This is a genomic window from Mucilaginibacter conchicola, from assembly GCF_003432115.1.
GTDB classification, from domain to species: domain Bacteria; phylum Bacteroidota; class Bacteroidia; order Sphingobacteriales; family Sphingobacteriaceae; genus Mucilaginibacter; species Mucilaginibacter conchicola.
The window spans coordinates 819,073-845,436 of the sequence record NZ_QWDC01000001.1 but is presented as its reverse complement, the minus strand read 5'-3'; the positions used below and the strand labels follow the sequence as shown (position 1 = coordinate 845,436).

At 45.3% G+C, this 26,364-nt stretch carries 21 protein-coding genes; 9 read left to right on the top strand and 12 right to left on the bottom strand.

Annotated elements, in window-relative coordinates; genetic code table 11:
• Nucleotides 1-103: 103 nt before the first annotated feature.
• The 6 genes from D0C36_RS03665 (at nucleotide 104) to D0C36_RS03640 (ending at nucleotide 10,867) form a co-directional block, all read left to right on the top strand.
• Complete coding sequence (locus tag D0C36_RS03665; protein ID WP_199501960.1) at nucleotides 104-2,365, top strand: alpha-amylase family protein; 2,262 nt, start codon at nucleotides 104-106, stop codon at nucleotides 2,363-2,365.
• Nucleotides 2,366-2,370: 5 nt separating this feature from the next.
• Nucleotides 2,371-3,402 carry an aldose epimerase family protein gene (locus D0C36_RS03660; protein WP_117391356.1) on the top strand — a complete coding sequence of 344 codons (1,032 nt, stop codon included), beginning with the start codon at nucleotides 2,371-2,373 and terminating at the stop codon, nucleotides 3,400-3,402.
• Nucleotides 3,403-3,452: 50 nt separating this feature from the next.
• On the top strand, nucleotides 3,453-4,799 hold the full coding sequence (locus tag D0C36_RS03655; RefSeq protein WP_117391355.1) for a sugar porter family MFS transporter: 1,347 nt from the start codon (nucleotides 3,453-3,455) through the stop codon (nucleotides 4,797-4,799).
• A gap of 12 nt (nucleotides 4,800-4,811) precedes the next feature.
• Entirely contained in the window at nucleotides 4,812-8,147 is a 3,336-nt protein-coding gene (locus D0C36_RS03650; protein WP_117390210.1) for a DUF5107 domain-containing protein, read from the top strand.
• Between the two features lie 115 nt (nucleotides 8,148-8,262).
• Entirely contained in the window at nucleotides 8,263-10,446 is a 2,184-nt protein-coding gene (locus tag D0C36_RS03645; protein WP_117390209.1) for an alpha-galactosidase, read from the top strand.
• A gap of 73 nt (nucleotides 10,447-10,519) precedes the next feature.
• On the top strand, nucleotides 10,520-10,867 hold the full coding sequence (locus D0C36_RS03640) for a single-stranded DNA-binding protein (protein ID WP_117390208.1): 348 nt from the start codon (nucleotides 10,520-10,522) through the stop codon (nucleotides 10,865-10,867).
• Here D0C36_RS03640 and D0C36_RS03635 read toward each other — a convergent pair whose 3' ends face one another.
• From D0C36_RS03635 to D0C36_RS03605, 7 genes are all read right to left on the bottom strand, one after another.
• Nucleotides 10,868-11,443, bottom strand: coding sequence for a TlpA family protein disulfide reductase (locus D0C36_RS03635; protein WP_117390207.1), 576 nt, complete (start codon nucleotides 11,441-11,443; stop codon nucleotides 10,868-10,870). It abuts the gene before it with no gap.
• Nucleotides 11,444-11,470: 27 nt separating this feature from the next.
• Nucleotides 11,471-15,103 carry a carboxypeptidase regulatory-like domain-containing protein gene (locus tag D0C36_RS03630; RefSeq protein WP_117390206.1) on the bottom strand — a complete coding sequence of 1,211 codons (3,633 nt, stop codon included), beginning with the start codon at nucleotides 15,101-15,103 and terminating at the stop codon, nucleotides 11,471-11,473.
• A gap of 106 nt (nucleotides 15,104-15,209) precedes the next feature.
• Nucleotides 15,210-16,103 (bottom strand): LysR family transcriptional regulator, encoded by an 894-nt coding sequence (locus D0C36_RS03625; protein ID WP_117390205.1) that lies wholly within the window; start codon nucleotides 16,101-16,103, stop codon nucleotides 15,210-15,212.
• A 4-nt stretch (nucleotides 16,104-16,107) separates the two neighbouring features.
• Complete coding sequence (locus D0C36_RS03620; protein WP_117390204.1) at nucleotides 16,108-17,022, bottom strand: molybdate ABC transporter substrate-binding protein; 915 nt, start codon at nucleotides 17,020-17,022, stop codon at nucleotides 16,108-16,110.
• Between the two features lie 19 nt (nucleotides 17,023-17,041).
• Nucleotides 17,042-17,500, bottom strand: coding sequence for a DsrE family protein (locus tag D0C36_RS03615; RefSeq protein WP_117390203.1), 459 nt, complete (start codon nucleotides 17,498-17,500; stop codon nucleotides 17,042-17,044).
• Nucleotides 17,501-17,519: 19 nt separating this feature from the next.
• Nucleotides 17,520-18,545, bottom strand: coding sequence for a c-type cytochrome (locus tag D0C36_RS03610; protein ID WP_117390202.1), 1,026 nt, complete (start codon nucleotides 18,543-18,545; stop codon nucleotides 17,520-17,522).
• Between the two features lie 216 nt (nucleotides 18,546-18,761).
• The gene (locus tag D0C36_RS03605) at nucleotides 18,762-19,664 is read right to left on the bottom strand and encodes a metallophosphoesterase family protein (protein ID WP_117390201.1); all 903 of its coding nucleotides are present in this window, start codon (nucleotides 19,662-19,664) and stop codon (nucleotides 18,762-18,764) included.
• 128 nt (nucleotides 19,665-19,792) lie between these two features.
• Here D0C36_RS03605 and D0C36_RS03600 point away from each other — a divergent pair, with 128 nt between their 5' ends.
• The 3 genes from D0C36_RS03600 to D0C36_RS03590 all read left to right on the top strand — a co-directional run bounded on the left by D0C36_RS03600 (nucleotide 19,793) and on the right by D0C36_RS03590 (nucleotide 21,648).
• Nucleotides 19,793-20,302: an RNA polymerase sigma factor gene (locus D0C36_RS03600; protein WP_117390200.1), complete on the top strand. Its 510-nt coding sequence runs from the start codon at nucleotides 19,793-19,795 to the stop codon at nucleotides 20,300-20,302.
• The gene (locus tag D0C36_RS03595; protein ID WP_117390199.1) at nucleotides 20,292-20,918 is read left to right on the top strand and encodes an ABC transporter permease; all 627 of its coding nucleotides are present in this window, start codon (nucleotides 20,292-20,294) and stop codon (nucleotides 20,916-20,918) included. The genes D0C36_RS03600 and D0C36_RS03595 overlap by 11 nt, the downstream gene beginning before the upstream one ends.
• A gap of 136 nt (nucleotides 20,919-21,054) precedes the next feature.
• A complete protein-coding gene (locus tag D0C36_RS03590) occupies nucleotides 21,055-21,648 on the top strand; it encodes a hypothetical protein (protein ID WP_117390198.1) in 594 nt (197 codons plus the stop codon).
• A gap of 67 nt (nucleotides 21,649-21,715) precedes the next feature.
• Here D0C36_RS03590 and D0C36_RS03585 read toward each other — a convergent pair whose 3' ends face one another.
• From D0C36_RS03585 to D0C36_RS03570, 5 genes are read right to left on the bottom strand one after another with little or no spacing between them, the layout of a single operon-like run.
• Nucleotides 21,716-22,318: an HmuY family protein gene (locus tag D0C36_RS03585; protein ID WP_117390197.1), complete on the bottom strand. Its 603-nt coding sequence runs from the start codon at nucleotides 22,316-22,318 to the stop codon at nucleotides 21,716-21,718.
• A gap of 50 nt (nucleotides 22,319-22,368) precedes the next feature.
• Complete coding sequence (locus D0C36_RS24745) at nucleotides 22,369-23,238, bottom strand: hemin-degrading factor (RefSeq protein ID WP_394339840.1); 870 nt, start codon at nucleotides 23,236-23,238, stop codon at nucleotides 22,369-22,371.
• Entirely contained in the window at nucleotides 23,232-24,215 is a 984-nt protein-coding gene (locus D0C36_RS24740) for a heme ABC transporter ATP-binding protein (protein WP_233524397.1), read from the bottom strand. The genes D0C36_RS24745 and D0C36_RS24740 overlap by 7 nt, the downstream gene beginning before the upstream one ends.
• Nucleotides 24,215-25,252, bottom strand: a complete 1,038-nt coding sequence (locus D0C36_RS03575) for a FecCD family ABC transporter permease (RefSeq protein ID WP_233524395.1) — start codon at nucleotides 25,250-25,252, stop codon at nucleotides 24,215-24,217. Before D0C36_RS03575 ends, D0C36_RS24740 begins: the two co-directional genes overlap by 1 nt.
• Nucleotides 25,249-26,076: a heme/hemin ABC transporter substrate-binding protein gene (locus tag D0C36_RS03570; RefSeq protein ID WP_117390195.1), complete on the bottom strand. Its 828-nt coding sequence runs from the start codon at nucleotides 26,074-26,076 to the stop codon at nucleotides 25,249-25,251. The genes D0C36_RS03575 and D0C36_RS03570 overlap by 4 nt, the downstream gene beginning before the upstream one ends.
• Nucleotides 26,077-26,364 lie beyond the last annotated feature (288 nt).

Sequence of the window (26,364 nt, the reverse complement as noted above, 5' to 3'; positions counted from 1 at the left end):
GTTACTTTTATTTTATCAATAAGCCATTATAAACCTCTTATGATACGCGCTGCCATTGTATACCCCAAGGGTTAGGTGCGGCCATCATACAACGTTATGCTTTATGCTGAAGAACATTAATTCGCCTGCAAAGGGAGTGCTCCGTCGTCGTATTAATATCCAAAAATGGGTTGCCATGGCTGCATTAGCCATGCCGCTGAACGCATTGGCGCAGGAGATACATACTTACGATGATAGTGTTGTAGTAAACCGTGGCAGCCTGCATTTAAAAGCCGATCTGAAGACAGGCAAAACCAATTATACCTGGGGCAATGGCACAAGCATTAATAATGCTATCATCAGCGCTGACCTGGTAGGCACAGGTCGCATCAATTCATCAGATTTTCCGTTGCACAGCTATAAACTGTCTGAGCTGAATGATAAGCTTGGCAAAGGTGCGCTGATCACTATTAACCATACCGGCGGTGATAAACCTTGCACTTTGCAGCAACGTATTGCGGTTTATAATGGCCGTAAAGAACTCTTCATCGATACAAAAGTAATTAGCACAAAAGGTGCAAGGCTGGAGAGTCGTGATATATCGCCAATAGCTGTATCGCCAAAGCAAAACGGCTCGTTCAAAGTAGGCGGCAGCGCACCAAGGATACTGGATGTACCCTTTGATAATGATAGCTGGGTGAATATCCTTACCCAGGCACCACCGGCAGATGCAAACGGTACCACCGCGGGCATCAGCTATGAGTTTGCGTCGTTATATGATTATAAGTCGCAAAAAGGTTTTGTGCTGGGTTCTATCAAACACGATTTTTGGAAGACGGGTATTGCCTACCGCTTTAAAGGCAGTACAGGCGAGGGCGATTCGCTTTATGTTTTTGGTGGCGTAGCCACAGCCGACGTTCCTAAACTGGAGCGTAGCCACGGCGGGCAGGATGGTACGCATGACCATGCACTGCACGGCACTATGGTAGGTTCAGAATTATCGTCGCCAACCATATACCTGGGTTGTACCGGTGATATGCTGGCCGATTTCAAGGGTTTCGGCAAAGCAAACGAAGACCAAAACGGCAAGTTGGAATGGAAAGGCCCGCCACCATTCTATTGGAACAGTTTCGGGGTAGAGGGCGTGCTGGGCTACGAGAAGGTAATGTTCCCGCCGGGCGTTAAACAGATCACGGATTTTATCGGCGGATTAAAGAATTTCAATGCTTATGGCAAACCGGTGCTTAGCATTGATTCGCACGATCAGAACATCTACACTGTTGATAAACTTGCCGAGTTGGGCAAGTATGCCGAATCAAAGGGCCAGCAGATAGGTTTCTATTGCAGTTTGTTTGCACAATGGTCATGGGCCAACGCCATTGTGAACGGCAAATTTGCCCAAACAGATTATTACCTGCGCGATGTGGTGCTGACCGATAAAGATCACAAACCCATCTTCTATAAAGGAGAGGGCGACAGCTTTGGTGCCTACGCCTTAGACCCAACGCACCCGGCCGTGCGCGAAAACATCATTGCACAGTTAAAAAAAGCAAAAGCTATTGGCGCTAAGTTTATCAAGATAGATTTCCTTTCGGCAGGTTCGCTGGAGTCTACTACAAGATATGATACTACAGTACGTACCGGCATGCAGGCTTATGACCGCGGGCTGAAGATGTTTAAAACCCTGGCCGATTCTATTATGGGCAAGGATATTTTCATCACCATGGCTATCTCGCCAACCTTTCCTAACCAGTATGCCCATGCCCGTTTCATCAGCACGGATGTGTACTCGCACCTGCGCGATGACCAGAAAGGTTTCCCATCGTGGGGCAGTACCGAGGCTTCGTTGGCATCGGCATCGCACATGGGCTGGGCGCAGGGCACACTTTGGCCGTACACCAACATGGATGTGGCGATAATGAAGAAATTTCAGAAAAATCCTGAGCTGAACGAGCAGGAAATAAAGGTACGCCTTTACGCCATGATGGTGATGGGGAGTATCCTGGGCGATGGGTCTGATTTTAGGGATAAAACCGCAGCAGTACGCGCACAAAAGTTTCTGAATAACAAGTATATCTGCGATTTTTTCAGCAAGCCGGAAGCCTTTACACCACTAAAATTTGCCGATGGTGAAACCTTTGACCAACAGATGGATTTTTACCATGAAAAGAAAGGGCTTTTGGCTATATTTAATTTCGATACCAAACAAGGTTACAAAACCAGTTTTAACCGCAATACACTTCACCTGAAGCAAGGCCAGCGCTACGAATTAAGAGATTTTATGACCAATGCCGTTATTAAAACCATTGCGGCTAACGATGAGCATTTTGAACTGCAAACTAATGCCGCTGATGCATTGATGGTGAAGTTAGTACCTGTAAAGTAATGATTATGCAAGCAGAAACTGCAATAAAGATACAGGTAAAGCCCTGGGGCAAACACGGCGGGAAAGATGTATATCTTTTCAGGATCACCAACGCCTACGGAAATTACGTAGAGCTAACCAACTACGGCGCAACGCTTGTAAACGTGGTTGTACCTGATAAGAATGGCGATACCGGCAGCGTAATTTTAGGGTATGATGATCTGCAGGCTTATCTTAACGATACATACTACATAGGCTCAACTATAGGGCGTTTTGCCAACCGTATAGGCAACGCCTCTTTTACAATCGATGGCAAAGATTATTATTTGGACAAGAATGACGGGGAAAACTCTAACCACGGCGGTTTTGCAGGTTATCACCAACGGGTGTTTGATTTTGAGTTGAGCGATGATACAATTCGCATGACCTTGCTTGATGAGGACGGCACCGGCGGTTATCCCGGAACCCTGAAACTGAAAGTAACTTTCACCTGGAACGATGATAACGAACTGTACATTGGTTATGAAGCGGAAACGGATAAACCAACCATCGCCAATTTTACCAATCACGCGTACTTTAATCTCTCGGGTACGGATAATTTAGTCACGAATCAGAGGTTGAGTATCAGCGCAGGTTCATATTTAGAGAGTGATGAGAATTACCTGCCAACCGGCAAGATCTTTATTGATACGGATGGCTTCATCAACGGCAGGCTTCTGGGTGATATTTTAGATTCTTCAAGGCCAATTGAAACTGGCCTCAACAGATATTTTACCCTTTTAGATCAAAACGCCGAAAAGGCACAGGCCGAACTTTATGACCCGGCGACAGGTCGTGAACTGAAAGTGTTCACCTCGTACCCTGGTATAATGGTTTACACCGCTCAATATTTAGATACAGAGGGGCGAGGCGGGCAGGCATACAAACCTTTCAGCGCTGTATGCCTGGAGTGCCAGCATTATCCTGATGGTATCAATCACCAGTATTTTCCGTCGGCCATATTGAGGCCGGATGGTCAATACAACCAGTTTATTAAATTCCGTTTTAACGTAAGATAGGCTATTATATGGAAGTTAAAGAAGCAATATCACATCCAAAAAAATATACAATGAGTAATCAGCCAAAGCAGTATAACAACACGTATATCTTCGGCCTGTCTTTTATTTCGGCGCTTGGGGGCTATCTCTTCGGGTTCGATTTTGCCGTCATCTCCGGCGCACTGCCTTTTCTGCGCAAGCAGTTTGAGCTATCTGCCGCAGGCGAGGGTTTCCTAACCGGTTCGCTGGCGCTGGGATGTATTGTGGGCTGTATCATAGCCGGCCGCATTGCAGAACGTTATGGCCGCCGCCCGGGGCTGATGCTGGCTGCTTTGGTATTTGCGGTATCATCAATAGTTATCGCGTTTTCCGGGAATCTTACCTTCTTTATCATTCTTCGTTTCATCGCCGGTATAGGCGTGGGGATGGCATCTATGCTGTGCCCTATGTATATTGCAGAGATCTCGCCGGCTAATGTGCGTGGCCGTAATGTGGCCATTAACCAGTTAACGGTTGTAATCGGTATCCTCATTACCAACCTAACCAACTACTTGCTTGCCGATAGCGGCAGCGAGGCCTGGCGCTGGATGTTTGGCCTGGGTACTGTTCCGGCGGTTATTTTCCTGCTTGGTGTGCTGTGGCTGCCCGAAAGTCCGCGCTGGCTGGTAAAATCAGGTCAGGATGAGAAGGCAAGGAAGGTGTTGGAAAAAATTGGCAGTACCGGTTTTGCCGATGAAACGCTATCGGCAATTGAAAGATCTTTAAATACATCTAAAACATCCACCAAAATGTCCGTATGGGATAAGAGCGTACGCGGTGCAGTGGTTATCGGGATCACGCTGGCCGTGTTCCAGCAGTTTTGCGGCATCAACGTGGTGTTCAATTACACCTCAACCATATTTGAATCGGTAGGCTCAAACCTTAACCAGCAATTGTTCGAGACCATTTCCATCGGTATAGTAAATCTGCTGTTCACGCTGCTGGCTATGTGGCAGGTTGATAAGCTTGGTCGCCGCCCGTTAATGATGATCGGCTCACTTGGTCTTAGCATTGTTTACATTATACTGGCTGTGATGCTTCAACAGCATTTCCCGGCTAAGCTGGTATCCATATTTGTGTTGCTGGCTATCAGTACCTATGCTATTTCGCTGGCCCCGGTAACCTGGGTGTTAATTGCCGAGATATTCCCTAACAAAATCCGCAGCGAGGCATCAACCGTGGCCATCGTATCGTTATGGGGCGCCTATTTTATACTGGTGTTCACCTTTCCGGTATTGGCTAAGGCATTGGGCACATTTGGGCCGTTTTACCTGTATGCGGCCATCTGTTTGGCGGGATTCATATTTGTGAAAACCAAGGTTCGCGAAACCAAAGGCCAAACCCTTGAAGAATTAGAAGAAAATTTAATAAGACATTAATAAAACGCTAAGATGAGTAGTTTAACTGTAAATGCCTGGGAAGAGAAAGTAAGCATCCCAACTTATGGTATCGGCAAACCCGATAAAAACCCGATGTTTTTTGAGAAGAGGGTTTACCAGGGCAGCAGCGGTGTGGTGTATCCCAACCCGGTTATTGAGAAGATATTTGACGAGAAGGAAGACAAGGAATACAACGCACTTTTCCTGGAAAATAAATACATCAAAGTGATGATACTGCCCGAGCTTGGCGGGCGCATACAAATGGCTTACGATAAAATTAAACAACGCCATTTTGTGTACTATAACCAGGTGATAAAACCTGCGCTGGTAGGCCTTACCGGCCCCTGGATCTCGGGCGGGATAGAGTTTAACTGGCCCCAGCATCATCGCCCAAGTACTTTTGAGCCGGTTGATTTCAGGATAGAAGAAAATGCCGACGGCAGCAAAACAGTATGGGTTAACGAGATAGAAAAAATGTTCCATACCAAGGGTATGGCGGGCTTTACATTATACCCTGATAAGGCTTTTATCGAGATAAAAGCAAAACTATACAATGGCAGCGATCTGCCGCAAACCTTCTTGTGGTGGGCCAATCCTGCCGTTAAAGTGAATGATGATTACCAGTCGGTTTTTCCGCCGGATGTGAACGCCGTTTTTGATCATGGCAAACGGGATGTATCTACCTTTCCTATAGCTACCGGCACGTATTACAAAGTTGATTATTCGCCGGGTACAGATATTTCGAGGTATAAAAATATTCCTGTGCCCACCTCGTACATGGCCATTAATTCCGAATATGATTTTGTGGGCGGATACGAACATGACAGCAAAGGCGGCTTATTACACGTGGCTAATCACCACGTATCACCGGGTAAAAAACAATGGACGTGGGGCCATAGTGATTTCGGCAAAGCATGGGACAGGAACCTTACCGATGAGGACGGTCCGTACATTGAATTGATGACCGGCGTGTTTACCGATAACCAGCCCGATTTTACCTGGCTGATGCCGCATGAGCAGAAAACCTTCACTCAGTATTTTATGCCTTATCGCGAATTGGGTGTGGTTAAAAACGCTACCAAGGATATAATGCTTTCTGTAGCCGAAACAGATGGCGGCATTATGCTGAAAGTGTTTGCAACATCACAGCAAAATAACGCACAGATCAACCTGATGTACAACGGTGAGCAGTTGCTATCGGTTAAACAAAGCTTATCGCCAGAAGATGTTTTTGAGCAAGAGATAGCCATCAGCGGCGCTTATGACGAAAGCCTGTTATTCGTAACTATTTCATCTGCCGCAGGCGAACTGATCCGTTACGAACCGGCTTTAAATAAAAAGAACGACATCCCGCAAGCTGCAAAACCGGCCCTGTTACCTGCTGATGTGGAGAACAACGAGCAATTGTTTTTGACTGCGCAGCACCTGGAGCAGTATCGCCATGCTACATATAGCCCCGTGCCATATTATGAAGAAGCCCTTCGCCGCGATCCGAATGATATTCGTAATAACAACGCGCTTGGTGCATGGTACCTGCGCAGAGGTGATTTTGCGAAGTCGGAATGCTATTTCAGGAAAGCGATAGAAACATCCATCAGCCGTAATCCAAACCCTTACGATAGCGAGCCTTACTACAACCTTGGCTTGTGTTTGAAATATCTGGGCAGGACAGATGAAGCTTATCCGCTATTTTATAAAGCTACCTGGAGCAGTGCATGGAAAGATAACGGCTACTTTGCCGTAGCGCAGATAGATATGATGCGCGGTAATTATCAATCGGCACTGGAGCATATTTCTGCAGCCATTGACAACAACGCCAACAATAATAAAGCCTACGTTATTAAAGCTGCAGCCTTGCGCGAACTTGACCGTTATGATGAGGCTATCGCTGTTGCTAACGAAGCGTTGCGCCGTGATAGCTTTAACTTGGGGGCTTTATTTGAATTGAGATACGCCCACCTGGCCAAATCACAAACTGCCGAAGCCGAGCAGCATTTGCAAACTTTAGTGCAGCTATCAAGAGGCGAGGCGCATAACTTCATCGAATACGCTCTTGATTATGCTGCCGCAGGTTTATTTGCCGAAGCCAGAAATTTCCTGACCCTTGCGCTTGATAATGGCGCAATAAGCCCGATGATATACTATGCGTTGGCTTGGTTCAATCACAAATTGGGGCAGGAAGATAGCGCGAGAGAGTGGCTTAAAGAAGCTGCCAAGGCCGATCCTTACCTGTGTTTCCCTAACCGGTTGGCAGAGATAGCCGTTTTGGAATATGCTATGGATGCTAACCCTGCCGATGGCCTGCCGGCTTATTACCTGGGTAATTTATTTTACGATAAACGCCAATACGATAAAGCTATTGACCTTTGGGAACGTTCTGTCAATGTTAACAATAGTTTCCCGACTGTGCTGCGTAACCTGGGTATAGCGTATTTTAACAAGCGTAATGATGAAGGAAAGGCATTGACCTGCTACGAAAGGGCGTTTGCTTTAGATACCAAAGATGCACGTGTATTGATGGAACTTGACCAGTTGTACAAACGATTAAACCGTTCGCCCGAAGAACGTTTGGCTTTCCTGGAGCAGTACCTATCAACCGTTACAGAGCGTGATGACCTTTACCTGGAACGCGTAGCCCTGTACAACCTTGCAGGTGAGTATCAAGCAGCGCTGCAATTGATCATGGATCGCAAATTTCACCCGTGGGAAGGTGGCGAGGGTAAGGTAACAGAGCAGTATGTTCAAAGCTTGTTAGGCCTGGCCATAAAACACTATTATGATAGTGAGTTTGCTACAGCCATTGACCTGTTGCAACGTGCGCAGGAGTATCCGCACAACCTGGGCGAGGGCAAGCTATTTGGCACACAAGAGAATGATATCTTCTACTGGCTGGGCTGCGCTTACAAAGGTTTGCTTGATGAGCAGAACGCCGCTAAGTATTTCCAAATGGCTTCAGTAGGTTTAGAAGACCCTAAAGCTGCAGTTTTTTATAACGATCAAAAGCCCGACAAGATGCTTTACCAGGGATTGGCATTGCAACAGCTTGGCAGTCGGGATAAGGCTGATGCTTTGTTCAATAAACTGATCGCCTATGGTCGCGAGCATGCCAATGATGAAGTGAAGATAGATTACTTTGCCGTATCGTTGCCCGATCTGCTGATATTTGATGATGATCTTAACCTGCGCAACAAGTTACATAGCATTTACTTGCAAGGGCTTGGGCATTTAGGCCTGCGCAATTATGCCGAAGCGAATGAGTTGTTTGAACAGGTGCTTAATACCAATACATCACATTTGGGTAGCAAAGCGCACCAAATGCTGGCAACGCCATCTGGCATGGCTGTTTAACAATTGAGGATATATAAAAGAAGATAGCCAGCCGGCAGCAATTTTATCGTAAATTTCAGCTGCAGAAGTAGCAGGCTATAAAGCATTATAAATTATAAACCAAAATCATCTAATCTTGAAAAGATCATTAATCTATCTATTGTCGGCGGGGGGCTTGTTGGCTAACGGGGCATTCGCGCAAAAAGTTACTATCCCGGTAGAAACTGCACATAACGCTGTGGTTTTGCAGGTGAGCGATAAGAACGATCTGGTTCAATCATATTTTGGCGAAAAACTGAATGCAACCGGCGATTACGCACAAATAACCGCGGGCCGTACCTCTGATTATACTGGTCTTTACAGGTCGGCCTATACGCCTTCGGGTTCCAGGAATTTGCTTGAACCGGCTATTAGCATACAGCATGCTGATGGTAACCAATCGTTAGATCTGCAGTACGTGAGCCATAAGGTTGATAAGCCATCGGCAGATATCACCATCACGTCCATCCAGCTTAAAGACCCTGTTTACAATGTGCAGGTAACGCTGTTTTACAAGGCATATCTAAAAGATGATGTGATAGAGCAATGGAGCGTTATTCGCCATCAGGAAAAAGGAGAGATCACTTTGCAAAAGTTTGCGTCGGCAAATTTGAACCTGCATGGCAAAACTTACTGGCTAAGGCAATACCACGGCGATTGGGCTAAAGAAATGCGACCCGAAGAAACACAGATAACCCATGGCATTAAAACGCTGGATAGCAAGCTGGGTACCCGTGCTAACCTGCTGATGCCGTCTATGTTCATGGTATCGCTAAATAAGCCTGCTACCGAGGATGAAGGCCAGGTTATGATGGCAGCCCTGGAGTGGAGTGGTAACTTCCGCACCGATCTGGAGCTTGACCCTGAGGATAACCTGCGCATCATGTCGGGCATTAACAACTATGCATCGGCTTACAAATTAAAGCCTAATGTTGATTTTACCACGCCTGCTTTTGTTTACACTTTTTCTAATACAGGCAAAGGTACGGCCAGCCGCAACCTACATAACTGGGCACGCAATTACAAGCTGATGGATGGTAAAGGTGAGCGCCTTACTTTGCTCAACAACTGGGAATCAACCTATTTTGATTTTAACGAGCAAAAGTTGTTTGAATTGCTAAAAGATACCAAAGCCCTTGGGGTTGATATGTTTTTGCTTGATGATGGCTGGTTTGCCAACAAATACCCGCGCAATGATGACCATGCCGGCCTTGGCGACTGGGAAGAGAACCGCAAAAAATTACCTAACGGCATTGCATCTATAGCCCGCGAAGCCGATAAAGATGGGGTTAAATTCGGGATCTGGATTGAACCGGAAATGGTTAATCCTAAAAGCGCTTTGTACAGCAAGCATCCTGATTGGGTAATTAAACAACCTAAGCGCGATGAATACTATTTCCGTAACCAGCTGGTGTTGGATCTGAGCAACCCCGCCGTGCAGGATTTTGTATTTAATGTGGTAGACTCTTTGTTTATCAAAGACCCGAAGATGGCCTACATTAAGTGGGATTGTAATGCGGTTATCTATAACGCTTACTCGGCACATTTGAAGAAAGATCAGTCGCAGTTATATGTTGACTATGTGAAAGGGCTTTACAGCGTATTGCAACGCATCCGCAAAAAATATCCAAGCGTGCCTATGATGTTATGCAGCGGCGGTGGCGGTCGTGTTGATTATGGTGCACTACAATACTTTACCGAGTTTTGGCCAAGCGATAACACCGACCCGCTTGAGCGCATTTATATGCAGTGGGAGTATTCGTATTTCTATCCGGCCATCACCAGTTCAAACCATGTTACAGATTGGGGTAAACAACCGCTAAAGTATCGTACAGACGTAGCCATGATGGGCAAACTTGGGTTTGATATTGTAGTAAGCAAACTTAGCCCGCAAGACCTGCAATTTGCCAAAGATGCTGTAGTGAATTATAATGCTGTTAAATCCGTGATCTGGCACGGCGACCAGTATCGCCTGAGTGATCCGCAAACAGACCCAGTAGCCTCGATAATGTATGTGGACACTAATAAATCATCGGCAGTAATGTTCAACTACCTGGTGAGCAGCCGTTATGATGCCGGCCCGCGCGCCCGCACCACCATGAAAGGGCTTAACCCGGCTAAGAAATATACCGTTAAAGAAATTAACCTTTACCCGGGCACCCAAAGCAGCGTTAAAGCTGAGGGTACATACAGTGGCGATTTCCTGATGAAAATAGGCATTGATCCGGTAATTGAATCGGGCCGTAGCAGCGTTATATTAAAGATAGACGAAGCGCGGTAGCAAGGTTTTTGAACTAAAATATTCTAATTTTTAAACAAAATAGGAATATTTTAGTTCAATTCTTATTACCAATATGCGCGACAATACAGGAGTAAATAAGATATTTTTATTAGGCCGGATAGAGACGGAACCTCAGTTGCATACTATAGAAAATGCAGTTAGTGAATATGTTTTTACTTTGGTTACCAGAGAAGTACACGATAAAAGAGGTGGGCAGATAGCGCATCTGGAATATCACAACGTACGCGTGCCTGCTAATTTGCTGCCTCATAATACCCAGCTCTGTAGAGATAGTACTGTTCACTTAGAAGGTAAGATCCATACCAAAGGCTGGATAGATGAGCAAGGCGTTAAACGCTATAGTACCGAAATAATAGCTATACAATTTAATGTGCTGGATATAGGTATCGTACCACGCTGATCACTTGGTTTTAGCCAACTGTTTAAGATATCCGGCCATTTCCTGCCCGCCATAATCGGCCATGCCCTCGTGGCGGAAAACCATTTTGCCTGCTTTGTTGAATATAACTGTAGTAGGGATAGCGGTTCCAAACAACTCATCGGGGATAGAAGAATTGGCCTGTACCAAGGGCAGATCGAAAGTATGTTTACGCATAAATGGCCCTGATCTATTAAAATCGTGGTCCACATCTATCATCAGGAAAACGATATTGCTATCAGCCTTTAGTTGTTGATGCAGATTATTTATGGACGGCATCTCTGCCACGCAGGGCGGGCACCATGTAGCCCAAAAGTTTATAAAAATCACCTTACCCTTTAGGTTTTGCAGCTCGGCCTTGCTGCCGTCGGGGTATTGAAGGGTGATGGCCGGAAGCTGCCCCGTTGCTTTGGCAGTACTCACATTTGGCCTAAATAAGCCAATTTTCATCAGCCCTTGTATCAGCATTATTTTTACCGGCGGTACAAATAATATAACCAATATCGCGGCTATAAATAACCCGTTGTATAAAAATGATAGTGATCTCTTCTTATCCATAAAAAACTAAGCAACGCAATATAGGCATTACTCAACCTTATACCGGTACTGTTGCCTGCCAATGTTGCCGTTACCATCAATACCTTCCATTATTACCAGGTAGTTGCCCGGGGTATCGGCATTAAAGAAAGATACGCTTGCTTTGCCCTGTGCATCGGTAAGGATGTTGGGGTTCCAGTAAATGGTGCTGCGCAGATCTTTGTTTTGTTTGTTGATGTTAGGAGCATCGTATCGCGGTGAGTAAAATTCACGCGCTTTGTAAAAACCCGGTATCCGGTAGCTGAACGTACCCGGTTTATATTTTTCATAAACGCCTTTTTTGGCCTTTTTTGTTGTCACAACAAACACGCCACCTGCGGCAAGGGGGCCATACACAGCACCAAGATGTGTACCGTTTAAAACCTCAACGCTTTCAATATCATCCGTATACAGCTGGCTTAAATAATTAAATCCTTTTGAATTAGGCATAGCTGTGCCATCTAATACAACCAGCATTTGCATCCTGTCATTTTGAAAGCCCACTGTTGCTCTTCTCGAATAAACTTCGCCGCCTGAGGTAAATTCCACAAAAGGCACACGCGATGATAATAACAGGTAAAGGTTTCTTATGCCGGAGTTTTCTATTTGTTTAGATGTTATGATAAAATCGGCGTTGCCTGCGCCATTTTTATTTTGCGAGAACTCTAACTCGGGAGCCTTTTTTTGAGCTTTTACTGTAACCGCTTTAAGCATTTTTACCTGGCTGTTTATGCCTGTTCTTTGCTGCTCGGTATGAAATTGCTTGCTGGTTTGCAGGTACGCAAGTTCTGCTTCCGTAAAAGCGGTATCGGGCGATAGATGGTCTAAGTGGACAGGCGTTGAAGCATTATCCAGAATAAATTTGATGTCGCGCCCACCATTAGGTTTGTAACCTTGCAAAACCACGCCCACAGTATCAGTAAAGGCAAGGTTATCAAACACAAAGTATCCCTTGCTATCAGCCAGCGTATCCAGTATTAAAGTACCCTTATCTCTCAACATCAGGCGCACCTTTCCGTTGGCTACGGGGTTATCTTTAAGGTCTTTTAAGTAGCCAGCTATTTGTAAGCCGTTTTGCGGTTTTAATGCGTTGGCCGGGTGCGTACCACTTAACACCTGTTTCCATACAAACTTGCGATAACCTTGTGTAAGCATCAGCAGATCAAGTTCCCGGCGGGTTTCTGTGGTGTTGTTCGCGAAATAATAATTCGGCTCTTCAATATATCCCTTAAGTTCTGAGGTTAATAATAAATTAGACAAGATAGTACTCTCTGCCGATTCATTCACGGGTACTTTGTTCTCGTCTACAACAGCCATCGAGAAACTACCTGATACAGGCTCGTCAGATTGATCGCCTGCTTTAACATCTATAACCACTGCCTGCCTTGGTGTATATTTTTGTTGCTGTGATAAAAGCCCGATTTTAAGGTTGTTATTGTGTTTAACAAAGGCTAATCGTTCATTAATAGGTTCGCCTGCAGCAGAAAACAGCGTGTATTGAACAATGCCGGTAGGGAATTTATCATTAGAGATGGTTAACGGCTTATTTGCGTGGATAGGGGAGCTGTAATAAACAACGCCGGCGGCTTGTGCAACCAGCAATGCATCTTTAGGACTGTCTGTGCCGGCTTTTGCCGTTATTTTTATTTCTTTTTCATCGCTGTTATCTACAATAATACTATAACCCTTGTTTTCTGCTTTTGGCAGGGCAAACTCGCGGCTGCTGCCATCAGGCAGGTTAACCATAGCAGTATAAACCTTGTTATCTTCTGCATTAAGTGTAAAACTACCCAGGCCGGCATGCCCGGTGGTAAAGCCGGCTATTTCTTTGCCTTTACTATCGGTTATAATTCCTTTAACCTTTATACCCATACCGCTGCTGTTAATGGCTTTAACCGCTATAACCGCTTTGGTATTTACCAGCAAATTACCGCCCTCCGGAAAAAATTGTATATCGAATTTTGGCCTGGCCGGTGACGTAGCATTAACCGGTTTGGTAGGTGGGGTGTGCCTGGTATCAGCAATTGCCCCAACTGCAGCGGGGGAGTTTAGCACAGGAACTGTTTTGTTAAAAATATGATCGCTGCCCGTATTGCGCATGTAATTGGTATAAGCCAATAGGTGGTAAGTGCCTTGCTTAACCGAATCCGGGATGGCTATATCTCCCCAGGCCAGGCCATCATTAAGGTTAAGTTTCATTGAACGGGTTGTTTCGCCATTGGGGCCTACCAGGTCAACGTTAAGTACGCCGCTCATCTGGCTCAGCAAATGCTGTTCGCCCTGCGTTACATAAGCTTTAAAATAGATGGTATCGCCTGCGGCATAATAAGGTTTATCAAGGTGCAGATAAGCTTTTTCGGTAACATTATCGGCGGTATACGTGCTAAGTTTCTCAGAAAGGCTTTGCAATAATTTTTGCGTAGCTATCAACTGCTCATTTTTTGGTGGCTCATAGTCTAACGGCAGCAAACCCGCTATGCGCGGCCGAAGCCACACACCATCGAGTACTAAAGCATCAGGGTTTATCAACGATCCGTTGCTATCAAACTGTACTTCGGGTTCATTAAATATCAAAACGGTATTATCGGTATTGGATGGATCAGATAGCTTATCAGGAATGTTTTTAGGGAAACGGTGGTATTTGTTGTAAGTAATAAATAAGGCATCAAGGTTACAACCCAAAGAGAAAATTCCGGTTTCTTTAGTAGCTCTAACCAGGTCATTGGCGGTTAAAGGAAATACGGATAACTTTTGCTGAAAGCGTGGCATCTCATACAGTTTTTTCCAATGCGCTAACGAGTCGCGATACTTTTTATCATCGTCTTTAAGGATGTTAAATGCATTTATTTTCGAGATAATGGTAGCTTCTGTTGGGCGGGCCATGTTTACAGGTAAGCGTAATACTCTAAACCCTTCGTCATCGAGCTTGTTGTTAAGTAAAGCCTGCAAGAAATGCATCTGCGAGCCCTCATAAACCAATTGCCGGTTTTTTTGCCATTGCTTTACCTGCGATGGCGAACCTTCCATCTCTTTAAAAAATACCGACCCTGCATAGCTGAATGACCTGTTTGCCGGGTTAGAAAAATCAAGAGTGAAGCTTTTAAGGATGTATTGCAGTCTATAGCCCAGGGCATTGTTTTTTATCTCCAGCGCGTCAAAAGTACTGGCAGTTAAAATATTTGTTTTGTAATCATAGTCAAGGTCTAATTGCTGTGGGTTGGTTATTTCGCAATCTTTAGCAAACGGGGTTGAACCCAAAAACTCATCTTTAAAAAGTTCATAGTTTCGCTGCCGGTTCGGGTCGCGTTTGGCAGTAACCACAACCTCTTTCAGCGAATTAGTTTTTACAAATAATCTTACATCGCCGAGGCTGACATCTGTGCCCGAAACATTAACAGGTCGGGTATCGGTCTCAAAACCTACGGCAGATATAACCAGTTCATATTTACCTGGCTTTATGTTTTGGAGCGAAAACTTACCTTCGGCATCGGTACTGCTACCGGTTGTTGCATTACTTATAAAAATACTGGCGTTGGCAATGGGTTTAGCATCATTTTGGTTTAAAACCCGGCCACTAATAGATATTTGGGCAAACAATGCCGGCGGAAATAATAGGATGATAAGGATTAGGTATATTTTCATAAACTTTAGGTTACACAATATACGATTATGTAAATTTTAATGCAAAGTTTAATGCATTGTTAATTTCCCGAAAATTAGAGGAAATAGAACTGCGTGCCAGGTAGACTTACTCCTTGTAATTTTGGGCAAACCTGATAAAAAGCTCGGCCAACGCAGGTAACTGCCCATGTGGCTGTATAAAATAGAACGGGCGCTCAATAACAAGGCCTTTTATATCAATGATACGCAAAGCACCGGTTTTAAGTTCATTGATAATAGATTGCACCGATAAAAACGCAAAACAATTGCTATGCAGTAAATATGATTTAATGCTTTCTGTTCCACCCAGTTGCATCTCCGGTTTAAGATCTGAGAGCTCTATATCAACAGGTTTCAGCGCATGCGCAATAACATCCAGGGTGCCTGATCCGGGTTCTCGTAAAATAAAGGGTAGGGTCTTCAGGTCCTCAGGTTTAATAGTTTGTTTCTTCACCAACGGATTGGCCGCATTACAAACCAATACCAGCTCATCATCAACAAATACAGAATATTTGAGTTGGGAATTGCGGTGGATACCTTCCACAATCCCCAGTTCTATTTCTTTGTTTAAAAGTGCTTTTTCAGTTTGTTCGGTATTGCCGGCAACCAGGTTTATCCTTACGTCCTTAAATTTTTGATGAAAAGCGGCCAGCACGCGCGGGATAACATATTGGGCAACAGTATTACTGCCACCAATGCGCAGGGTGCCGGCGTATTGTTTAGAGAGCAGGTTGATGTCAAAATCAAGCTCATTATATAGTGAACCTACTTGCTGAGCATATTCAAACAGCAGTTGGCCGGCGGGGGTGAGTGAGATCTTTTTATTGCCGCTGCGCTCAAAAAGTGAGGTTTTAAAATGTGTTTCCAGCTCGCGGATATGCTTGGTAACAGCCGGCTGACTGATAAAAAGCTCTGCCGAAGCTTTGGTGAAGCTTAGCCTGCGGGCAACGGTATAAAAAACCTGTAAGCGGAAATCTAACATGGTACTATTTAGTGATAAAACCGTATTTTTTATAAATGGCTTTGGCAGTATCGCTTACCAAAAAGTCCATGAAATCTTTAGCGGCCTGTGCATGTGGCGCATCTTTTAGCTGCCCGGCCACATAAGTAGCATCGATATTTTCATTATCGGGGATGGTAACCATATCGGTAGGGTGGTTGATCATTTTTTGGTAATAAGCCTCGCTGTACCATACGGGTCCGGCATCGCTTTGGTTATACATTACCCGCATAGGTGTTTGGCGATGATGGATCTGGGTAAGATAGGTGGTCTTATTCTTCACTTTTTTATCCATAATGGTTTGTTTAAGCGATTCCCCACCGGCTTTTACATAAGCAGCTTCAATACGCTGACCAACGCCTTCCCACGCGGGATTGGGCATTGCTACCCTTACATCGGCACGGCCAAGATCTTTCAGCCCCTTTATTTTCTTCGGATTGCCTTTTTGTACCATTATAGCCAATTTATTGTAAGCATACGGTTCGGTACGGCTAAAATATTCGGGCATCTGGTCGGTGCGGCTTTTGCCTGCGGTATACACATCCGGCTTATGGGTAATGCGCAGGTTGCCGATAGTGATTGAACCGCCTGCTATTTGCTTAGCTAGTATGCCGGGGGGCAGGGTCTCGGCAAATACGCGCTGGTATTGCGGGTGCTGCTTTTTAAACTCAGCTATCAGGTCATCCACACACATAAACTGGTTGCCTGCAAAAAAGATAACCAATTGCGGGTCTACAATATCGCCAAAAAGGTCGGGTATGTTATCAACGCCGGGCACGGTAAACATCACGGCACTTTTTGGCGAGGTATTCCATGGCGCATCAAACTGATGATCCTGGGCTTGGGCAGTACTTGCCCATAACAGGGCTGCAAATAGTCCTGCTTTTAAAATATTCTTCATATCAGGTGTTAGTTAGATGTTACGGATGCACAGTTGCCCATCCCTCGTACTGTCGCAGTATAATTTCGCCGTTGCCGCTGGGTACATAGGAAATGAAATCGAACAGTTCGCTTTTATCTATCTTACGCTCGCGGATGGTATTGCTGCACTGAGCAAGCGTTACGCCTTTGGCCTGCAGATCTTTCAGGGCCTGCTCATACTGGCCGTTTTTCATGAACACGGCTACGCCATCGCCGAAGGCTACCAGCTCTAAATGCAGCTTGCCTTTAAGTCGGGGGTCTTCGAGTGCATTGTTCATGTTACGCAGGGCGCCTTTTATACGTTTTTCATCGTTTGAGTTGATGATATACAGTGCATCATAATGCTTTTTCCTGGCAACGGCGCCGGTAAATGCAGCCGGATCTGTCTCTTGCGCTTGCGATGTTTTTGCAAAAGCCAGTAAGGCTAAAATTGCGATAACGAATGTGTGTTTTTTCATGGTGGGTTATGTTATAATGTTATCTGCTTTGCGCGGCCAGTATAGGTTTAAACGGGCCGTATTTATGCTGTTCTTCACTAAACTGATCTTTATAAGGGCCAAACGGATGGTCGATAGGTTTTTTATCGAGGTTAGCCCAATCATCAGCCTGCTCTTTGTGCGGGCGTGGTTTCGATTCTATATAAGCCGCCACGTTCCAGGCTTCTTCATCGGTCAGCTGCGGGTTTTTGTAGGTTACGCCAAAGGGCATATTGTTTTTTACGTAGCCCGCCAGGTTGCTTATGCGGTGCATGCCTGCACCATCGTTAAAGCTGTTTTTGCCCCATAAAGGCGGGTTTACATAGGTTTTGTTATCTGCGGCCAGCATACCTTCGCCGTTAGCACCATGGCATACCTGGCATTTGGCAACGTAAACCGGTTTACCTTTAGCCGGGCTGGCGGCAATATTCAAATAAGGCAACCTTTCGGTAGCTGTGCCTTTAGGTTTTTGTCCTTTTTTAACGCCGTTGCCCACCCAGGTCATGTAGGCGAGTATTGCTTTCATTTCGCGGCTATCTTCGGCAGGGGCCTTGCCGTTAAGGCTGCGTTCAAAGCATTCGGTAACACGTTCTGATGCCGGTTCAACATGCCCGCTGCGGTTGCTTAATTTGGGATAACCGGCTATAAAGCCCGAGTAGTTGTTGGCCAACAAACGACTGCCGCCATCCAGATGACAGTTCTGGCAGTTCATGCCGTTGCTTATAGCCGCTACCGAGCCTTTGGGACCAAGGTATTTTGCTGTATGACTGATGAGTTCGCGCCCGTAACGGATCTCGTCGCCCTCTTTCCCTGCGGGGATGGATGACGGGGCAGGGGCTTGCCATTCTTTAGCAACGGCTACAGTAGTAGTAGAGTCGCTTTTTTGTGGAGTGATCTTATCGGCCTTGAATACACCGATAGCCATTATCGCAATAAAAACGGCTAATAATATGCAGGTGTATATTAATGCTTTTGACACGCCGAATAAGGTTTGATGTACGTCTTTCTCGTTGTTTGGGTCTGCCATTTTGTGCGGTTTGATGATCCAAAATTAATCACCATATCGCATGGTTTTTTATCAATAAATGTAATAATCAATAACTTAAAGTTATGAATAATTATTAATAAAATGCCACAGAATGCGTAAGATAAGACATTTGACCCGCATTGCGGTAAAGAGAGGGCGGGGAGTTTTATAAAAGGGCATCCGCTTTAAACAGATGCCCGCTTATTTGGCTATAATTTAATAAATCACGTATTTTTCATCAAAGCTGCCATCGGCATACAGGTCAATAAGCCCGTAGCCCGGGAAAGTTTCGCGGCGATTACCTTCCCACCAGGCACCGCTAACGGCGCCATCACAAATGTAAGTAACGTTATTGTACACCAGTTTTTCGCGCAGGTGGATGTGCCCGCTAAGGCATAACTTCACGTTAGGATACTTGTAAAATAAGGAGATGATCTTTGAGGTATCGGTATGCATATCGCCGCCAAGCATTACCCATTTGTTTACAATATCATCCTCAATTAAATTGGTGGCTGTAAGGATAGGGATGTGTGACATTACCAGCACCGGCATTTTTGCGTCGGTTTGATGCAACTCGTTTGCCAGCCAGTTAAATTGCTCGTCGCCCAGTTTGCCAATGTACCAGGTACCGTCAACATCCAAATGCACACTATCTAGGATAATAAACTTCCAGCCGTTTTGGGTAAAGCTATAGTAGGGTTTGGTTAACTGCAACTGGCCCATGGAGTATTGTTTGCCATAGATGGCTAAGTCTTTTTTATCTTCCTGCCACCATATATCGTGGTTGCCCAGGCAGTATTTTACCGGCAGGCTGCACTCGTTTTTGATGATGTTGTTGTATAACTTCCACTGGGCATCAATGGTACTTTGCTGCTCCTTGTTCATGTCAAATACAATATCGCCACCGTTCAATATCAGGTCAACTTTAGGCGATTGCTTTTGCAGGTGATGCAGGCAGCGCTCAAACTTTGCAGGTGCGCCAAATTTATCTTTCAAATGCACATCGGTAATATGTGCAATGCGCATTACGGGTTTACCGGCTGTGCTAACGTTAGCCTTAGCCAATGTCGGCGCTAACAACGAAACACCTATACTTTTAAGCGCAATTCTTCTGTCCATAGATAGATCTTTATAAGAGCGAAAATACTTCGATAGTATTAAATCCCTGTTAAATTTTAACAGGTAAAAATAAAAGTAAATGGATGATGTAACATTTAGCAGAAAACGATACTAACTTTCTGAAAAGTATGGATAAGGCACAAAAGGAAACAAGGTTTAAACACGCCGTTGCTGCAAATGCGGGAATGTTGCATAAAATATGCCGCATTTACCAGGATGATGCAACCGACCGCGAAGACCTGATGCAGGAAATAATGCTGCAACTGTGGACTGCCTTTGATACCTACCGTGGCGAAAGTGCATTAGGCACCTGGCTGTACCGGGTGGCACTGAATACCGCTATCATGTATTTTAAAAAGCAAAAACGCCGGCCCGACAGCTCACCTATGCCCGAGCAATTTGATGCGGCTTATGTTGGCTTTGATGATACGCCCGAGCAACAACTTGCTATTTTTTATCAGGCCGTAAAACAACTGGATAAACTGGATAAGGCGTTGGTTATACTCTACATGGAAGACCAGCCTTATAGTGAGATAGCCCTTGCGCTTGGCATAAGCGAGGGCAGTGCCCGCACAAGAATGAACAGGGCAAAAACCAAATTAAAAGAAATTATAAAAACATTGAATTATGAATATTGATGATTTAAAAGATGCCTGGAAACAAGACCAGCCGGATGGCGCAATGCCAGATCCTGAACAAATAGGCAGCCGGTCAAAATCGCCCATTGCTAAAATAAGGCGGGGGATGCAGGCAGAGCTTATTGCTGCCGTATTTACCTATATCGTAATATTTTGGGTGCTTTTTAGAGATGAGCGGCCATTGATAATTTTTAATATCAGCTGCATATTTCTGTTCGTCTTATTAACGCTTAATACTTACTATTTTATCCGCTTTTATGTGTTTTATAAGAGCATGAGCAGGTACGATCTAAGCTTAAAGGAAAGCATAGCTAAGGTAGTATTTGATCTTCAATTGAATATCGAGCTTTATCGCGCATATAATTTATGTGCAACCCCTTTGGCGGTTATTGTGGCCTTGCTGATATTTTGCGGCAAATGGATAACACCGTTTTTATTAAAAGCGCTGGATTCTGCCAGTAATCCCCGCCTGTTTATTTGGTTGGTGCTAACCACAATCTGTAGCCTTTTGGTGGCCTACCTGATCACCGAATGGCATATCCGAAGCAAATATGGCCGCGCCTTGAAAGAATTACGCTCCATTTGGGAAGAATTGAATAGCCAGACCACCGGTTAACCATAATAAGCCCCATTAACTCCCCGGTAAGCTGTATTTACCCTTTTGTTGACTGACAGGCCGGTATACCTTTGACATAGCCAATAAATAATTGGCTGTATATCAGTAAAATAATTAAACCTAATTAACTCAAACAATGGGAAATCAACAACTTACAGTAAAGAACAATTCTGGCGGCACAATAAGTGTTTGTGTGTTTAAGAGATTTGATGACATGTACGGATTACAGAACGTACGCCTAATATCGCTTGCAAGCTCATTTCTCCCAATGGGAAGCGTCAGCCAATTCAATTTTCAGAAAGAGTACAAGGCTATTGTTGGCAAAGCAGGAAATCGTTTTGAGCCATCTGCATCTTCTGGTAATTTAACAGCTGGCCAGACTGTGACCTTAGATAATTATAATAATCAAGTGAGTTTTGGGCAAATTGAAAGCGGCGGGGGGAATGGATTAGGTATAAAAACGAGTGCCGGTTTTTCAAGGGATTCACGCGATGTAGCCTTTGGTATAGCTGTTGGTGACGATGCTGCGATAGTAGCTTCCTCGCCACAACCAAGTAGTAACTATTCTTTCAGGCCTCAGCCGGCATTTTACATAGCCATCGGTAACGCCGGAAAAGGAGAGTTTGTGAATGATGATATGCAACGAAATGCAATAGCGGTTGATTTCTCTTCGGATAGAATGACAGCTACTTGCAACGTTGATGGTACCTGGAGTGTAACTCAAGGGTAACTGTTATCTACATAATAAAAAAGCCTTTAGATCAATCTAAAGGCTTTTTTATTATGTTATGGTTTTATTAAAACTTACGCGATCCGCTTGTTTGGATAGCATAACGGATGCTGTAAAAACCGAATTTAGGGCGAGTTTGCAGGTTAGCAAACTCCGGGGTAGTTGTATCCGGGTGGCCGCTGTAGAAGTTGATCACCTGTAATTTAGCGTATTTGCCATCAGGTGTTTTGATAACGATGGTTGCATCGGTTTTAGCCAGCACAGCATGCATAGGTGCAGTCATGGCTGTATAGGTGGCCCATGTTTGGAAATCAGCAAGAGCAGTTCCTGCGGCCTGGTAGCCGTCAGCAGGGGCTTCTTTCACATCATCAAAAGCAGAAGCTACAATTTGAGCGCTGCCTGATGTTTTGTTAGCGGTGATAACAGGCATATTATTTGTACCGGTGAAAGCTACATCCCATTTGGTGGTTGCTGCGTCTGCCGCATCTACAACGGTTCCGGTTGTAAGGTTATAATAAACAATACCGGCTGATGCATCGATATCATTTTTTACTGTTACGGTTGCTGGTGTTTCTGGTGTCACGGTCTCGGTTTTGTCTTTACTGCAAGATGCAAAAGAAAGCGCAGCTATCAATAATACGAATACAGATTTTTTTGTGGTGTGTTTCATTAGAACGGTTTGTTATATAGTGTTTGAATTTTTTGAAAGGGGGGTGATAGTTAAGCGTTTTGCAGATCGGCATTAACCAACTGGCGCCAGGTTTCCAATTCGGGGATGCCCGGCTTGCGTTTGCCAAATACCTGTACTATCATTTCGCCATCGGCGTCATAAAGTTCAAGCGAGGTTACATCACCATCGGTTGATGGTTTGGTTACGCGCCATACCTGTGCAACGGCATCCTCGCGCAGGTGCAGGTTAAATTCGCTATCTAAAACATTGAACCAGGGGCCGTGGTCAACCAGTTTGTTCACGTAGCCGCTGTGGATCTGGATACAGGCATGGTTACCGGTGAAAACCATCACAGGGATCTGATCTGCAGAACAAGCCTCAAATACTTTTCTGAAAGCGGCAAAATCGGTTTGGGTAGCGCGGCCTTCGGGCGCTAAGCGTAAAGCCTGGGTACGCCCCAATGCAAATTTCCTGAGGATACCAAAAAACTCGTGGCTGTCTTTCATCTCGTTCCACGCGGTGTGGAACTCGGTAAGGTTTACTTCGCTATCGGGTATCTCCGGTGATTTACGTGGGGTTGCATTAGGGTTGATGTCGGTAGCAGTTTGCTGATCGTCGGCTTTGAATTTGGCTACCAGTTGGTCGTAAGCGGCGTGGTTGCTTTTATCTGTCAGATAAATTTTGTGTAATGCGGTACCGGCACCATCAAAGAACTGGATGCTCAACCTGTCGTTCTCGTTTACGGCGAAGGCGTGTTTCCAGTATTTCATAAACAGGCGCAGATCGATATCCTCGCCCAAAACCAAACCCGCATGCGGATTAAACGAGATGTTCTCATAAGTACCCTTGCGCTCGTTAACGCAATACTCGTTACGGGTAAGCGCCATTACATGGCCCAGGTTTGGGATGTCGCTCAGGATGTCTTCAAAAGGGCCTTCAGTTTGGTAACCGTTTCGCCGAGCCCGGTCATTAACAGTTCGGCTTCGCTTACTTTCAGGTCCTGCGCGGCTTCGCGGATGCGCTTTTTAGGGTTTTCTTGTTTGTATGTGAGGTATTGCTGTTTAAGGCTCATCTGTGTGTTATTTTCCATTATCGTATTGTTTATGATGTTATAATTTATGATCACCTGTTTGGCCAGGCTGTAAGGTTTTAATGTTTTGGGGTTGGTGTACACATCGGCATCTATCTCAAAAATGTCGTACAGTTGTTTGGTGCTCAATACTTCTGCAGGTGTGCCATCGTACCATTTGCGACCGTTTTTGAGCATGATGATGCGGCTTGCGTATTGTGCCGCCAGGTTAATATCATGCAGCACGCAGATTACCATAAACCCTTTTTGTGCCAGCGCATGGGCAATGGCTAAAGTTTGGTGCTGGTACTGGATATCCATACTGTTAACCGGCTCATCCATCAGCAATAAGGCATTGGGGATATCCCACAATTGCGCAAGGGTACGCGCCAGATGCACACGCTGTTGCTCGCCGCCGGAGAGGGATAAATACGAGCGCTCAGCCAGATGCTCAATACCGGTTATCTCCATTACTTCCTGTATCACCCTGCCGTTGCTTAATGCCGTTGATTGCCCGTTATGCGGGTAACGACCCATGGCTACAATCTCTTCGACCGTGAAAGACAGGTTGATGACATTATGCTGAACCAGCACCGCGCGGGCGAGTGCCAGTTCTTTAGCACGATACTGCTTAAGCGGACGGCCGTGCAGTTGTATCACACCTTTTGAGGGATGCTTTTCGCCGCCCAGCATACGCAGCAGGGTTGATTTACCGGCTCCGTTTGCGCCCAGCACAGCAATTAGCTCGCCTTTGTGCATGCTCATCGAAAAATCTTTGATCAGCTCGCGGCCGGCAGTTTCATAGGTTATTTTTTCAGCAATGAACATTACAGCGATAGTTTCTTTTTATCCTTAATTAAAATGTAGAGGAACACCGGTGTACCCAGTATGGCCGTCACCACGCCGATGGGTAGCTCGATAGGGGCGATGAGCGTGCGCGATATCATATCGGCAAGGGTAAGCACCAACCCGCCTAACAGGGCAGATGCCGGTATCAGTTTCCTGTTATCCACCCCGATCAGCAAACGGATGGTATGCGGAACCAGCAGCCCAACAAAACTGATAATACCCGTTACCGCCACACATGCACCAACTGCCATAGTAGCCAGTATCACTACATTGCGTTTTACGGCAGCAGTGTTAATACCCAGATGCTCTGCCTGTACCTCACCAAGGGCGAAGGTGTTGAGTGCTTTGCCGGTAAGCGGCAGCAATACCAGTGGCAGCAACACAAACGGCAATAAAACAGTAACCGTTTGCCAGGTGGCGCCGCCCAAACTGCCCAACAGCCAAAAGGTAATGTTGCGCAATTGCTGATCGTTGGCCATGTAGGTAATGAGGCCGGTTAACGCGCCTGCCAATGCATTGATAGCAATACCCGCCAGCAACATGGTAGCCACGTTGGGCTTGCCATCTGTTTTAGAGATCTGATACACTAAGAGTGCCGCGACGCAGGCTCCTGTAAATGCGCCGAACGCCAGTAAATAATATCCAAGCAAATTGCTCAGGCCAACAAACACGGCAGCTTCTAAAGCGATAATTACCACAGCCATCAACGATGCACCTGCCGAAATACCTATCAGCCCCGGTTCGGCAAGCGGGTTGCGGAATACACCCTGAATAGCTGCGCCCGAGATACCCAAAGCCGCGCCAACCAATACACCAAGTACCACGCGCGGCAAGCGTACCACAAATATTACCGTAGCATTTTGTGGCGATGCGCCGGTATCTTTAAGCAGGCCCATTTTTTGGAGCAGGATGCTTACCACCTCGCCAACAGGGATCTTCATAGCCCCCAGGCCCAGCGAAAAGCAGATCGCTGCAATTAGTCCGATAATTAAAATAGGATAGATCCAGTTCCTCACAGTTTGGCGTTTAGGTCGGTGATGGCTTTATCTAAACGGGTGCTGAAGTTGGTAAGCAGGTCGCCATCCATCTGGATGATCTTCTTATTCTTGCCCGCATTAGTTTGCTGCATGCCCGGCAGTTTCAATATGGCATCTAATCCACCCAAACTGCTGAACCCAAAATCAAACATCAGTATAGCATCAGGATTGGCTTTTACCAATGCCTCGGTAGTGTAGGGTTTAAATTCGCTGAACTCGCTTACCGCGTTTTTGGCACCAGCAAGGTTAATAATAGCATCCAGACTGGTGTTTTTACCGGCCACCATCATTACGCCTGTGCCGCGTGCGTAAATGAATAATACTTTGGCATTGGTGGGATGTTGTTTCACCTTGTTCAGCGCTGCATTCACTTTGGTTTCCTGCTCTTTGGCCAACGCATTTCCTTTTTCAGGAACGCCAAGCGCAACGGATACCGCTTTGATGAATGCTATTGAACCGGGGTAGGAGTATTGCTGCTTAAACACCACCAGTTTAACCCCGGCAGATTGCAACTGGTATTCAATTTCTTTTGATACGGTGTTCTCGGGCGCCAGTATCAGATCGGGAGAGAAGGAGAGCAGACCTTCGGCGGATACCGAACGGTTCTTGCTCACTTTTGGCAACTGGTTTACATAAGCAGGGTAGGTGCTGGTTACATCAACGGCTACTATCTGCTTGCCAAAACCGAGGGCATCTACCGTTTCGGTAAGGGCGCCGTTAAGGCATATAATGCGCGACGGTGCCGCGTATGTATTGAGGGAGAAAAGGGTTAGTATAACAATAACCCACAGTGAGTTTTTCATTCGGAATTTGTAATAAATAGTAAAAATTAAACGGCTTAAAGGCGACAGAAGGCTACCGGATGGTGCCTTGCAAGCATCCTTTGACGGTACAAAACAAACGTTTATTTAAACTAATTACAAATAATAATTACTGTTGATAAAATGTTATGTATTCATTATAAATCAATTTTAAGAATGTGGTTATTATGTAATAAGTATTTGATTTTTAAATTATTACGTAGTTATATCATGTACCATTTTGCCATATTTTTACGCAGAATTTTTCGGTTTTTCGTTAAATAAAATACC